The sequence below is a fragment of the Vagococcus teuberi genome, from assembly GCF_001870205.1.
GTDB classification, from domain to species: Bacteria; Bacillota; Bacilli; order Lactobacillales; family Vagococcaceae; genus Vagococcus; species Vagococcus teuberi.
Map to the genome: position 1 here is coordinate 1,381,855 of NZ_CP017267.1, position 13,850 is coordinate 1,395,704.

At 32.0% G+C, this 13,850-nt stretch carries 15 protein-coding genes and 1 riboswitch; all 15 genes read right to left on the reverse strand.

Annotated elements, in window-relative coordinates; genetic code table 11:
- Positions 1 to 124: 124 nt before the first annotated feature.
- Complete coding sequence (locus tag BHY08_RS06650) at positions 125 to 880, reverse strand: ABC transporter permease (RefSeq protein WP_071457125.1); 756 nt, start codon at positions 878 to 880, stop codon at positions 125 to 127.
- Positions 881 to 1,759: an ATP-binding cassette domain-containing protein gene (locus BHY08_RS06655; protein ID WP_071457126.1), complete on the reverse strand. Its 879-nt coding sequence runs from the start codon at positions 1,757 to 1,759 to the stop codon at positions 881 to 883.
- An 18-nt stretch (positions 1,760 to 1,777) separates the two neighbouring features.
- Positions 1,778 to 2,695: an aldo/keto reductase gene (locus tag BHY08_RS06660; RefSeq protein WP_071457127.1), complete on the reverse strand. Its 918-nt coding sequence runs from the start codon at positions 2,693 to 2,695 to the stop codon at positions 1,778 to 1,780.
- Between the two features lie 12 nt (positions 2,696 to 2,707).
- Entirely contained in the window at positions 2,708 to 3,337 is a 630-nt protein-coding gene (locus BHY08_RS06665; RefSeq protein WP_071457128.1) for a GntR family transcriptional regulator, read from the reverse strand.
- On the reverse strand, positions 3,324 to 4,514 hold the full coding sequence (locus tag BHY08_RS06670) for an ATP-grasp domain-containing protein (RefSeq protein WP_071457129.1): 1,191 nt from the start codon (positions 4,512 to 4,514) through the stop codon (positions 3,324 to 3,326). The genes BHY08_RS06665 and BHY08_RS06670 overlap by 14 nt, the downstream gene beginning before the upstream one ends.
- Before the next feature lie 224 nt (positions 4,515 to 4,738).
- Positions 4,739 to 5,311 carry a xanthine phosphoribosyltransferase gene (locus BHY08_RS06675; RefSeq protein ID WP_071457130.1) on the reverse strand — a complete coding sequence of 191 codons (573 nt, stop codon included), beginning with the start codon at positions 5,309 to 5,311 and terminating at the stop codon, positions 4,739 to 4,741.
- Positions 5,312 to 5,365: 54 nt separating this feature from the next.
- Positions 5,366 to 5,463: riboswitch (purine riboswitch) on the reverse strand.
- Complete coding sequence (locus tag BHY08_RS10990) at positions 5,448 to 7,094, reverse strand: glucosaminidase domain-containing protein (RefSeq protein ID WP_157093641.1); 1,647 nt, start codon at positions 7,092 to 7,094, stop codon at positions 5,448 to 5,450. Its footprint overlaps the riboswitch before it by 16 nt.
- Before the next feature lie 23 nt (positions 7,095 to 7,117).
- Positions 7,118 to 9,004: a hypothetical protein gene (locus BHY08_RS06685; RefSeq protein ID WP_071457132.1), complete on the reverse strand. Its 1,887-nt coding sequence runs from the start codon at positions 9,002 to 9,004 to the stop codon at positions 7,118 to 7,120.
- 175 nt (positions 9,005 to 9,179) lie between these two features.
- Entirely contained in the window at positions 9,180 to 10,046 is an 867-nt protein-coding gene (gene rsmI / locus BHY08_RS06690; protein WP_071457133.1) for a 16S rRNA (cytidine(1402)-2'-O)-methyltransferase, read from the reverse strand.
- A 45-nt stretch (positions 10,047 to 10,091) separates the two neighbouring features.
- On the reverse strand, positions 10,092 to 10,424 hold the full coding sequence (locus tag BHY08_RS06695; protein ID WP_071457134.1) for an initiation-control protein YabA: 333 nt from the start codon (positions 10,422 to 10,424) through the stop codon (positions 10,092 to 10,094).
- Between the two features lie 14 nt (positions 10,425 to 10,438).
- Positions 10,439 to 11,257: a PSP1 domain-containing protein gene (locus BHY08_RS06700; protein ID WP_071457135.1), complete on the reverse strand. Its 819-nt coding sequence runs from the start codon at positions 11,255 to 11,257 to the stop codon at positions 10,439 to 10,441.
- A 12-nt stretch (positions 11,258 to 11,269) separates the two neighbouring features.
- On the reverse strand, positions 11,270 to 12,211 hold the full coding sequence (locus tag BHY08_RS06705) for a hypothetical protein (RefSeq protein WP_084657204.1): 942 nt from the start codon (positions 12,209 to 12,211) through the stop codon (positions 11,270 to 11,272).
- Positions 12,211 to 12,540, reverse strand: a complete 330-nt coding sequence (locus BHY08_RS06710; protein WP_071457136.1) for a cyclic-di-AMP receptor — start codon at positions 12,538 to 12,540, stop codon at positions 12,211 to 12,213. The genes BHY08_RS06705 and BHY08_RS06710 overlap by 1 nt, the downstream gene beginning before the upstream one ends.
- A 17-nt stretch (positions 12,541 to 12,557) precedes the next feature.
- Positions 12,558 to 13,211, reverse strand: coding sequence for a dTMP kinase (tmk, locus tag BHY08_RS06715; protein ID WP_071457137.1), 654 nt, complete (start codon positions 13,209 to 13,211; stop codon positions 12,558 to 12,560).
- 13 nt (positions 13,212 to 13,224) lie between these two features.
- Complete coding sequence (gene recR, locus BHY08_RS06720; protein ID WP_071457138.1) at positions 13,225 to 13,821, reverse strand: recombination mediator RecR; 597 nt, start codon at positions 13,819 to 13,821, stop codon at positions 13,225 to 13,227.
- Between the last annotated feature and the right edge of the window lie 29 nt (positions 13,822 to 13,850).

The window sequence follows — 13,850 nt, forward strand, 5'->3', positions numbered from 1 at the left end:
TTAAAATTTTTTAAATAATGTTTCCTATTCCTATGATAATCTACATCATTATAGAAAAAAAAGCAAGAACTTTTATGAAAGTTCTTACTTTTTTCCAATATTGTTCGTGTTTACTTGAAAATCATTAAAGATTTTGTGTTTTCATAAAGTGTAATGAAATTAAAACGAAAATTAAAGTAATTACTACAACAATCAAATTATTCATAATTAAAATCCCTGTCATCGAAAATCCTAATGATGTAGGAATAATAGATAACGTATTTGTAATAACTCCTTGTAGCATAGATAATCCCATAAATAAGAAGATGGTTAAATTACTTCCTTTTAGCATAATAGTAGCTGTTGCAATTATCACAAGACTGTTTATGTATGAAATAAAACTAGAGGCAATCACTCCTAAAAATGAAAAACCAACGGTATTAAATCCTGCTGAGATTCCTGATAAAATGGTTTGGATATCAACTATTTGCTGGAACCTGAACAAAATAAGTGCTGATGGAATGAATACAAGTATTAGCGTTAATATAATATTCCATAAAAATATCGCACCTAGTTTAGCGAAAAAAAGTTGTGTTCTATTTACTCCCGAAGAAACCAACATACTCATGACATTGTTTTTATAATCCATTGAAACTAAATGAAATGGATAAACAAACATAAAAATCATATTAGCAAAAATAGTAAAAACTAAGAGGATAATCATTAATCCAAATAAATAATCATTTTCAAGTCTATTGACCTGGTTTATATTATCAAAAACATTCATAAAATATACTGTTAGAAGAATGTTGATAATGGCTAATATACCCGTTGTGATAATATACGTTCTGTCCTTTGTATATTTAAATAGTTCCATCTTAAAAATCTGAGTTGCTGTCATTTAGTTGTTGCCTCCATTCAAATGATTATCTAAGAGTGTGACTTTTTTCATTTCTAATATCTCGATGTCTTGCTCATTTAGTCTCTCTTTTACTTCAGACCATCTCACATCTTCAATATCTAGTCTTACACAGCCGTTTGATAATACTTTGGAGTAATAGTTCATGTCTTCTAAAATCACCAAGAAAGCCTCTTGATTTGATGTATCGATGTCTCGAATTTTTTTATCTTCCATTTCAGCTAATGATAGTTGTTGCACTTTTTCACCATTTTTCAAGATCACAACTTCCTCGCATAATGTTTCAATATCGCTTTTTACGTGAGATGAAATGATTAACGTCATTCCTTCTGAAGTCATTTTTTTAAGATAAAACTTAAACCAATCTACTGTCTCAGCATCTAACCCACGAAATGGCTCATCGAGAATTAATATTTTAGGATCATGTAATAAGGCGATTAATAAAATTAGTTTTTTTATTGTACCGTAGGAATAAGTTTTTACTTTTCTACCTAAAAATTCTGAAATATTTAATTCTCTTGCAAGAGCTTCTGCTTTGTTTACATCAAATTCTCCTCTTAATCCAGAGAAATACTCAATATTAAACCAACCTGTTCTTTCTTTATAAACAGAAGCTCCATCTAACACAATCCCTAGATTAAATAGAATGCTATTATCGTCGCGAACTGACACGTTATTAATTTTAACATCACCTTGATAGTCAGTAATGATATTAGTCATACATTTAAAAAGAGTAGTTTTACCTGCACCATTTGGGCCAATCACTCCATATGATTTTCCCCTTTCAAAGATTAAATCATCAATTGATAGTACTTGTAATGAGCCATATTTTTTTTCTAACTTTGTTATTTTTATATCCATATTTCTATCCTTTACTGTTTATAATAATGTAAAGCCTGAAGCTTGATATAATTCATACCATTCTTTTCTTGTTAACCTGATATCACTTGCTTGAGTGATATCTCTAATTCTACTTGGATTCATACTGCCAATAATTGTTTGAATATTAGCCGGATGTCGACTAATCCAAGCTGTCGCAATTCCTGTTGATGTAACTCCATAAGATTCTGCAAAGTTATTTAAACATTCATTTAACTCTTTAAAGTTAGGATGATCTATGAATACTCCATCAAAATAACCAAATTGATAAGGAGACCATGCCTGTACAGTCATTTTCTTTAACCTCATATAGTCTAAAACTGCTCCATCTCGATTGATTCCCAATTCATTTTCCATATTTACATTCATTTGACTAGATACCATGCCAGCATGTTGTAATCCAAACTGTAATTGATTAACAATTAGTTTATCTGACATTGATTGTTGCAATAATTCAACTGTGGTTGGTGCAAAATTACTGACACCAAAATATCGAACTTTACCAGCTTTTTTTAATTGGTAGAAAGCCTCTGACACCTCTTCAGGTTCCATTAAAGCATCAGGACGATGTAACGCTAATACATCAAGGTAATCTGTTCCTAAACGGGTTAAACTGCCTTCAGCAGATTGAATAATATGCTCTTTAGAAAAATCATAGAAACTTTTTCTAATCCCACACTTTGATTGAATAAAAATATCTTCACGTTTAACATCTATTTCTTTTATTGCCTTAGAGAAAATCGCTTCCGACTCTCCATCTCCATAAATATCAGCATGATCAAAAAAGTTAATTCCTGATTCCAAAGACGTTTCTATTACTTCTTTTGCTCTTTCTTTTGATAAACCAGCCATTCTCATACACCCAAGTGCAAGTTGTGACGCCATGATATTAGACGTCCCAATTTGTAATAACTTCATCATAATTCCTCCTTATATTTGTTGATCAATTAGCTCTAGATTTAAACGATTAATGTAAACACGCAGCTCTTTTCTAGCTAATTCAAATTTCCTATCCAGCAACAATAGAGATACTTTCTGACCCAACTGTTCGGTTTCTTCATATAAAAAATCAATCGACGCATTAGGAAATTTTACAAGCTTTATGGCTGAAACTTGCGTCATGATAGTTTTTTTCATTAAGTCATTACTCAATGGCACTAAAAAACATTGCCAAAACTTGTCATAAAACTCTTCTTTATTTAATTGTTTGTTTTTATTTATCTCGACTAATGATAGAAATGCTTCTCTATCAACCATGTATTCTTTAATTTGAAGCTGGAATAAATAGTGTGAACAAAGAAGTTCAATTAGTTGTGTTCTTTCAACAAACTCTTTGTTACTAATTTTATTTTTACTAACAATGACGCCTCTATTTGTTTCTTTTTTTAAATATTTTTCCTGAATTAGCTGTGCAATCGCTCCTCTAATCGGTGTGCGACTAACAGATAAACTATTTGCCAAATCTTGTTCAATAATATGATAGCCATTTAACCATGTATCTGTCTCAATTTGCTGTTTGATATAATCATAAACTCTCTTTTGTGTTTTACCTTTTTTCACTCTGACCATCCTGAACATTTACAGAATCACTAATTAACCCTGTATATTTTATTTCTTGTAAACTTTCTTGTAAATTAGTTGGATATACTTGTGCAAAAGCATAAATATTTTCGTATCGAAATCCTTCATAAATATAAAACTGCCATTTATTCTTTTTATCCATTAGATTAGCAATATCCTCTTTTTTTTCTTCACCGATTGGTAAAAGATATGTAGGCGATAATTGCGTCACTGGTGGAATCATAAAATTACAAATGCTTTTAATATGCATATCAAAAATTGATAAATTACAAGATGTCATCGTTAAGATATCGTATTCTTTTGGAAAAATAGAAATATTATTGACATAAAGGTTCCCTTCTTTTGTTAAAAAAAAAGTCACTTTTACTGTACCTGAAACACCTAACTCTGAAGCAATGACTTTAGTAATTAGTTCCATTTGAGTTGTACTTTCTTTTTTCAAATCATCCCATTCATCAAATGATTGAATATAAAACAGATCATTGACATTTGTCTTTTCCATTCTCATAAATGGGAAGATAGTATAATATCCTTCGTCATTAACACACAAAGTCACTTCCCATTCGCTCTCAACTTCTATGTATGACTCAACTATACAGAGCCCTTGTTGAATTAAAGGAACTGCCTTATTTATCTCATAAGCACTATGAATAACTAAACTACTGTCCTCATTGTAATGACGACGGTTCTCTTGCTTTATAATACATGGGTACCCAATTCTTTCAGCCGCATCATAAATATCTGATACCACAACAGCCGATTCATATGGTGTAATATTAATCGAATGAGCATCTAAAAACTGTTTCTGTAGATAACGATTTTTTATAATAGAATGCGAATACATATTTTGGGCAAATAATGTTTTTTCTGCTAAATATCTATATGTTTCTTTATCTAATTTTTCAGTGACAACAGTGACAACATCTGATATTTCTGATAATTTGAGTAAATAAACTGCATCATTTATATCACTTATATAATGCATGTCGGCAGCTTTTCCGGCTATACAATTTTTTGATTCGGACAGTACAACTACTTTATATCCCATTTTTTTTGCGGACACTACTAATTGATAGGATACAACTCCTCCGCCAATTATACCTATTGTACTACCAGGTAAAATTTTTTCCGACAAATCCTTCACTACCTTCAACATTTTCTTTTAAAACACCTTAATAGTATCAATCTATTGTTAATGTGTAAAGGTTTAAACAATAAAAAGCAAGGATAGATGACACTCTCACTTGCTTTTGATAGAATATTTTATTTTATAATCATTTATTTTATCTTCTTTATTAGATTAAATAATCATTAACCTGATAAAATTTATATATAAATAACATATTACACCTAATTGATAAAAACTAATTAGACATTCAATTAATCTATAAACTGTATCTGATTGTTTTTTAGTGAGCCAACACGAGCCAATGAATCTACCTTATAACCTTTATCTTCCAGTAGTTTTCTACCTTCTTGAAAAGATTTTTCTATTACAATTGAAATCGCTTCTATCGATGCACCGGCTTGTTTACATAATTCAATCAAGCCTAAAGCAGCTTGACCATTAGCAAGAAAATCATCTACTACAAGTACATTGTCGCCCTCTTGCAGATATTTATTAGAGATAGCAATTGTATTTGTAACCTGTTTTGTGAAAGAGTAGACTTCAGACATCAATAGTTCACTATTCATAGTTAAACTTTTTTGTTTTCTTGCAAACACAACAGGTAAATCCATATGTAATCCAATAAATGCGGCAGGCGCTATACCTGACGATTCAATTGTGACAATCTTTGTAACTCCCTTATTTTTGTATGTATTTGCCACATGTCTACCTATTTTATCCATTAATTTTGGATCGATTTGATGAGTTAAAAAACTATCAACTTTCAAAATATTTTCATCCAATACTTTACCTTGTTTAAGAATCATTTGCTTCAATGCGTCCAATTTTATTCCTCCAATTAAATAATAGCTCCCATTTTACAATTAAGTAAAAAAGGGAGCTATCCTTCATTTACTTATAGACTGATATTTACGGTATCAGGTAGAAACGACTTTCCTTATTAAAGTCATATATAAGTGTTTATTTTTTAGTTGTTAGTGACGTTAATTTAGTTGGTGAAAAACTCTCAGCCAGTTGCGTCACCATATTAATTCCTAACTCATTAACCATATCTGATGGTTTACTCTTATTATCTTCTTTTTTGTTTTCTTTCGGCAATTTATCATATTGTGTTAAATTATAAGTATCAATCAATCCATTGAGACGTTTATGATAACGTCTATCTTCTTTATTTTGAGCTGTTAAATAAGCTGTTACTTTTCTTGAAGTATCTTTTTTAGAGCGTGTCATTTCATGATAGATCGTTTCATCTTTTTTTAATTCGACAATATAGTCGTCAATTGCTTCATCCATAGTTGAATATACCTTATACTCTTTAGTATCTAACTTAGTTTTTCCAGATTTAGCATCAGTGATTAATGTATCAAATTTAACCGATTTATTGTTATTTTTTCCTGTAACTTGATATATATTAAAATGCTCAGACAACTCATTTAATCCAGAATTACTCTTAATCACAGCTTCCGCTATCAAAACTGAAGCATATAAATCATTTTTATCTGCTACATCTTCAATCTTAGGCGCAATTTCTTTAATAAAAGCCTCTGTTTCTTTTGTTTTTTCTATAGTTTCTTTTTTAGGTTTGACTGAGTCATATTGTGTTAAGTCATATGTTTCAATCAATCCATTTAATTTCTCATTATAACGAGAATCTGATGCATATCGGCCGGTTAAATATTTAGTCGCCTCTTTATAATCTTGAGTATTTGATTTCCATGCTCCTTGATAGAAAGTAGAGCGACCAGAAACTCCTCCAGACATTAACATAGCATAATCCTCTAATGATTCTTTGTAACTAGGATACTTTCTAAATTTTGCATTAACTGTGTATAGCCCACCGTCTCCACTGTCTTCAAGAGTGGACATTTCAACAGACTCTCCTTTATAAGAACCTTTAATTCCAAATAAATTATAATTTGGCGTTCTAGCCAAACTACTATTACCTGATCCACTTTCAAGAATTGCTTGAGCAATCATAACAGAAGCATATAAATTTTTATTTTGCGCAATTTCTCTAGCATCTTCACCAATTTCTTCTACAAATTCGCCTGTGGTTCGATTACGAACATAGGTAATAGGTGACGTATCTTTTTTTGTTTCACCAGGTGATGATAATGACGTATTTTCCCCTCCATTACTTTCAAGTTTTGAAGATGAATTTGGCTTACTACTTGAACTACTGGATGTTTGATTATCACTTGAGGATGGTTTAGTCTCTGAATTATTCCCACTAGAAGAGGAAGTACCGGATGTTGAACTCTCAGTATGCCCCTCAGATGAATCTTGATCCGTATCCTGTTGACTTGAGGACTCACTTGATTCTTGATTGTCAGTAGATGATTCATCCGATGAATGACTCGATGATAATTCATGATCCTCTGATTGTGATGACTCAATGGCACCACTAGTCTCTTTCACTGTACTTTTTAAAATATTCTCATTTACATTTAAACTAAGTAATGGTTTTGGATTCAAGGGAGAATTATCTGATTTTGTTACAGCTATCACTTCTAACACTGGTGTACATACCGACAAAACAGATAAACTAACGCCTAAAGCAGTGTTTATTAAAATTTTAGCTGACATATTCTTTTTATTTTTTCTCATGTATATTTCTCCCCTTCCCTTGACTAAATACGGTCAATATCCCCAATTGATTCCAATTTTCTTAATAACTCAGAAAAGACACTTTCAGATTCATATTTAATTGTCTCCAATTTTCGATAATAATTACGAGCTTCTTGGCTAATTGTACTTAACTCAGATTCAGCATCGACAATTCTACGCTTAGCTTCTTGATTGGCTGTTTCCACAATTTCACGAGCTTTTGATTGAGCCTCAATCATAACTTGTGCTATATCTGATTGATTCATGCCCATTTGTTGTTGAGCTTTAACACGTCTCAACTGTTCTTTCGTCTGCCTTAATTCTTCTTGAAGTAACTCAACTTCTGGAGATGATTTTTCAGAACGTAAACGTTGAACTTCATCTTCTAATTCTTTTGCACGATTTTTCTCACTACTTAAATCAGTTAAACTCTCAGTTAAACGTTCTTGTTGAGATTTCATACCATTAATTTGTTGTTCTAACTCATCAATAATACGTTGACTTTCACGTAATTCGGCTAGTTCTTTTTCTAGTTTTTCAGTTTTGCTTAATTGATTTTCAAGATTTTCAGTCATTTGATTTAACTCCTGTTCCATTTTCTCACGTTTTTCATTAGCAACTTGTGCTATATCTTGTTCTTTTTTATATTCACTAGTTAATTTTAATTCCAATTCTTTTGATTGTTGGAGTTCATCTTGTAATTCAGTTAATGCTCTCTGAACATCTTTTAATTCTAGCAATTCAACTGTCGTGTTGCTCAACTCATCTTCAACATTTTTTAATTTCACTACTAATTGATTTTTCTCTTCAGTTAATGTATCAATTACTTCTTTGTTTGTCGCAATGACAGACTCTTTACTAGATAATTGTATTTCAAGACTTGCAATAGTCTCATCCATATTATCTACTTGTTGATTTTCTCTTAACTCTTTCATTGCAGCACTCAATGATGCAATTGATTCTTGTGCTTCTTTTAATTCATCCATTAATTGATTAACAGTTGATTCTTTTTCAGATATTTCGTTTTGTAGAACTTGAACTTCATCATCTTTTTCATTTGACTCAGCAGCTAAGCGTAAAACATCTTCATCTTTTATAGATAACTTGCTAGTTAACTCCACTATTTCAGTTTCAGCTTCAGATAACTTAGTTGTTAATTCTTCAATTTGGCTAACTCTTGTTGATTCTAAGTCTGTTGTTTCTTTTAATTTACTATTTGCCAATTCTAGTTCATTGACCAGATCAATAATTTCTTCATCTTTGTTCTTAACTTCTAATTCAATGGATGATAATTGTTGATCTTTTTCTTCTAAACTAGCTTTTAATTTACCATTTTCATCTTTTAATAAACTATTTTCTTCTTTTGCATGATTAAACTCTAATAGATTTCTTTCCAGTTGTTGTTTTTCATCAAGAATCGTCTCATACCCTGCAATTTGACTACGTAACAACTCATTGTGCTCTTTTATTTTTTCCGATTCAGCAGTCTCTTTTACGTAACCATCTTTTTCAATTAACAATTGATCAATTTGGGCTTTAAGCTGCTCATTCTCCAACACTAGCTTATCAAATTGCTCACTCGTATTGATACCAACAGATAGACCCTCTTTCGCTGGAGTAATAGTATTACTTGTAAATGAAGATTCTGTATAAAATTGATTCGATTCATCATATAAATCATCCACGTCTTCTTCATTACTATCATTTTCAGAAATAATAGGAATACTAGGATTCTCACTTTCTTCCGCTACTTCTTCCTCATAATAATAGTAATAATAATAGTCATCATCACTATCTTCCGTATCATAAAACAACTCATTCGTTGTTTGGGGAAGTTCCTCTGAACTATACTCTTCCTCATAATCCTTGTCAGCATTATCGTCTTGTCTTCTTAGCCATCTATTAAACAACCAACTTTCACCTCACTATATTTACCTATCTTCTTTTGTATTTAATTCTATAATTAAGCATAAAAAGTTGATTATAGAAATTGTACATATATAATGAAATTATATCACACAGTCATTATTATGCAAGATTTTTCGGTATATCTCTTTGATCTTGAAAACATCACTTTATCTCAATTTAGCCATGATATTCTTTATATACTTTTTGTTTTTTTAATCCTCTAATTTTAGCAACCTCTTTAATCGCATCTTTCACAGATATTTCTTCTAGGTCAACAACTAGATTTACGTGTTCTATTATAGATAAGTCAGAATCAAACCCTTCTTCTTGTGACGTTGCTTGTATATTTTCAACGAGTAAACAACATTCTCCTTTAATCGTATTTTCTGATAAATATGCAACTACTTCTTCTACGCTTCCACGAATATACTCTTCATGCAGTTTTGTCAATTCACGGCACAGAACAATGTTAGTTTCTGTGGTAAAAGCTGTTCCAATATTTTCTATTGTTTTTAATACACGATAGGGTGACTCATAAAATATAATCGTACCACTTATCTTATTCAATTCTTGCAACGTTTCAAGTTGTTCTTTCTTTTTCCTTGGTAAAAACCCATAAAAATAAAATGGTTGCGGTGATAAACCACTCGCAATTAAAGCCGTCATACCAGCTGTTGCACCAGGTATCGACACTACAGAAATGTGCTGTTGGATACAAGCCAAAACTAAATCATGTCCTGGGTCGCTGATTGAAGGCATCCCTGCATCACTTACCTGTGCAATATCCTGCCCAGATTTTAACGTCTCGATTAAAGAAGGAATCCTTTCATGTGAGTTATGTTCATGTAAACTAATTTGTTTTGTTTTTATCCCAAAATGATTTAACAACTTCTGAGTATTTCTAGTGTCTTCACTTGCGATTAAATCAACTTCTTTTAACAATCGAACAGCACGAAATGTGATGTCTTCTAAGTTTCCAATTGGCGTTGGAACGAGATATAATTTACCATATTCTTGTGTAGAAAAACTCTTTTGTTTGTTCATTATTTTCTCTCCTTAAAAAAAGCCGGGAGGAGTAACCCTACCAGCTTATTTACCATAAATCATACTTGAACAAAAAACACATTCCTCTTGATTTTCACGTCTAGAACCATAAAAGTCTTTACAGACATGAAATCCTTGCTCATATAATTTTTCTAAGTTTAGTCTTGATTTAGATAATTCTTGTCTGCCATCCTCTGCTACTTCTTGTTTTTCTAATTTATCTAACTTATCATGCAGATGTTGGTTTTCTAGTTTCAGATTTAAGTTCTCTTCGATTAAATCGTCTAAAACAGGCTTCATCTCTTTCACTTGATATAACATGGTTTCTAATTGACGCTCTACATTGACTAACTCATCATATAATTTTATTTTATCCATGCTATTCTTCCTCTTTAACCATTTTCTGTTTGACTCATTACTAATTCATCATATTGATATTCAACTGGTGTTTCTCTTGAAGTTAGTTTAACTTTAATGACTTCACTGAGTAAATTTAAACCAATAACCTTCCCTGTTCCATCAGGAGTTTCAATTCTCTCGCCAAAATCGGGCATCATTTTTCTTAATCTGACATACTCATCATTTTCATAGTTTAAACAACACATTAAACGACCACACAAGCCAGAAATTTTAGCTGGGTTCAATGATAAGTTTTGGTCTTTAGCCATTTTAATGGACACTGGAACAAAATCTCCTAAGAATGTGCTACAACATAATGGACGTCCACATGGGCCGATTCCTCCAAGTTTTTTTGCTTCATCTCTTACACCAATTTGTTTCAACTCAATACGCGTTTTAAACATTGATGCTAAGTCTCTTACTAACTCACGAAAATCAATTCGTCCGTCAGCTGTAAAACTAAACATCATTTTACTTCTATCGAGTGTATATTCTACATCTACTAACTTCATATCTAGTCCATGTTCTGTGATTTTTTCTTTCGCTATATCAAAAGCAACTAATGCGTCTTGTTTATTTTTCTCAACTTGTTCTAGTTGTTTATCAGTTGCAATTTGCATAATCGTGTTTAAATCTTTTGGTAAATCTTGTTTTTCAACCTCTTTATTGGGAAGGGCAACCTCTGCCACATTTTTCACTTTTTGAGACTCAACAACGACTTTTTCTCTATAGCTATATTGTTCACCTTTTTTAGGTAAATAATAATAAATTCGTCCAGATTGTTTAAATCGTACGCCAACTACTTCTACCACAGTGCATTCCTCCTAATGAGATGTCATAATTCTCAAAGCTAGTTGTTCACATGTATTCTGAAAACTAACGTTTGATGTTAGTTTTTGTTTTGCTTCAGTAGCAATCATAATCATTCTAACATAGTCGACACTATTAGAAAACTGTGTATCTATCTGTTTTCTCATCTTTAGTTTCATCATCGCAATCAACATTTCCAACAAATCCTTCTGTTGATTTTTATCTTGTGCATGTTTCACTAAGTATTGTTGGACAAAAATAAACGAACGAGAGTCCTTTTTTTCTAAATACTCTAACCATCTATTTAACAGCGATTTCGTCTCATTAAACCACTCGTCTTCATTAAGTTCTATTGCCTCTTCAACTGAATTTGTTAACTCTACTAACAACTCAGTACTTCCAGAAGACAACTCACTTAATTGTTCTTTTAAGTAATCTTTTGCTATTTTTTTCAAGACAATCAACTGGCATCTTGACTGAATAGTTGGTAACAATGCCATCGCATTATTCGTCAAAAAGAAAATATATAGCTCTCCATCTGGTTCTTCGATAAACTTCAATAAACTGTTGGCAGATTGTACGGTCATTTTTTCAGATTCACAGATAATCAACACTTTTTTTCGTGATTCAACACCACTACTTGTAAAAAATGATTTTGTTTGTCTGATTTGATCTACTTTTATCGTCTGACCATCTGGCTCAATACTGGCTATATCGGCATGTTCATCTTGCTCTATCCTTAGACAAGAACGACACGCACCACAAGGACTACCATCATCACTAGGCGAGTCACAAAATAAACCTTGACTCATGAACAACGCAACACTTTTTTCTTCTTCAGTATTACTTCCTTGAATGATATAAGCATGACTTAACGATTTCTCATGAAATACTTTACTTAGTTTTTCAAAAAGTAATGGTTGGTGCAGTTTAACCGTTTCTTTTATGGTACTCATTAGAAATGATAAAACCCTTCAACTGGAAGAACAAACACCGTTGCACCGCCAACTTGTATTTCGATTGGATGAGTTGAATGAGCGTCCATTGCAATATCTAAAGAAATTGGTGGTGTCATGTATTGTTCTCTAGAATGACAAACAGATTTTATGATGGATAAAACCTCTTCCACTCGCTCATCTTCAATCCCAATAATAAACGTTGTATTACCTGATTTTAAAAATCCACCTGTTGTTGATAGTTTCGTTGCGCGGACATTTTCTTTATTAAACTTATTTTGCAAGCGAGAGCTGTCTTTATCTTGGATAATTGCTAGTAGTAATTTCATTGTGATCACCCTTTTTATTATTTAGTAAATAGCATTGGATATGTTTCTTTGATTAAAGTATAACAATTATTTACTACGTTTTCTATTGATTCACTCGCATCGATTTTTTTGATCCTATTTGGTTCTTCTTCTAAAAGATCTAAATACGCTGCTCTTACTTTCTCATGAAATGCTAAAGATTCTTTATCTAATCGGTCTAACTCTTCTTTTTTACGTCCTTTGTTGATACGACCTAAACCAACTGATGCTTCTACATCTAAATAAAGAGTCAAATCTGGATAATGACCTTCAATCGCAAAATCATTAATTTGACGAACTTCTTTCACTCCAATTTCTCTAGCAGCACCTTGATACGCAATCGAGCTGTCAATAAAGCGGTCGCACAATACCATGTTTCCAGAGTCTAATGCCGGAAGTATTTTTTCAATTAAATGTTGCCGTCTAGCTGCAGCATAAAGCAATGCTTCTGTTCGCTCATCCATCATAGTATGTGTTGGATTTAAAATGACTTCCCGAATCTTTTCAGAAATGGGAATGCCACCTGGTTCTCTTGTAGTGACTATTGGTTGAGAGACTTCTCTTGATAATGTTTCAACTAGTTTTTTTATAACGGTTGATTTTCCAGCACCATCTGGCCCTTCAATCGTAATAAATAATCCTTTTTCTGCCATGTTTTCTCCTCCGTTATAACTCAGTACGTCCTTCAACTGCTTTTAATAATGTAATCTCATCAGCATATTCAATGTCACTACCCACAGATAAACCATGAGCTAGACGAGTCACTTTAATACCAGATGGTTTGATTAATCGTGAAAGATACATAGCAGTTGCTTCACCATCAGTCGTTGCATTCGTTGCAATAATAACTTCTTTTACTTCATTATTGTGTAAACGTTTGATTAAACTCGCGATGTTTAAGTCATCGGGGCCTGTTCCATCCATTGGAGACAACACACCATGTAATACATGATAAAGTCCTTTATATTCTCTAACCTTTTCTAAAGACATGACATCTTTCGTTTCTTCAACAACTAAAATGGTTGATTGGTCACGATTAGTATTTCGACATATATCACACGACTTTTCTTCTGTTATATTGCCACAAATTTCGCAAAAATGTAAATCTCTTTTCACACTAATCAATGCTTTGGCAAAATCGGTTACATCTTCTTCTTTCATATTTAACGTATAAAAAGCTAGACGCGTTGCAGTCTTTGCCCCTATACCAGGTAATTTCATATAACTATCAATTAACTTTGCAATTGGCGCTGGATATTGCATGCAAAACCCTCCTTTTTCTGTCAAAAAAC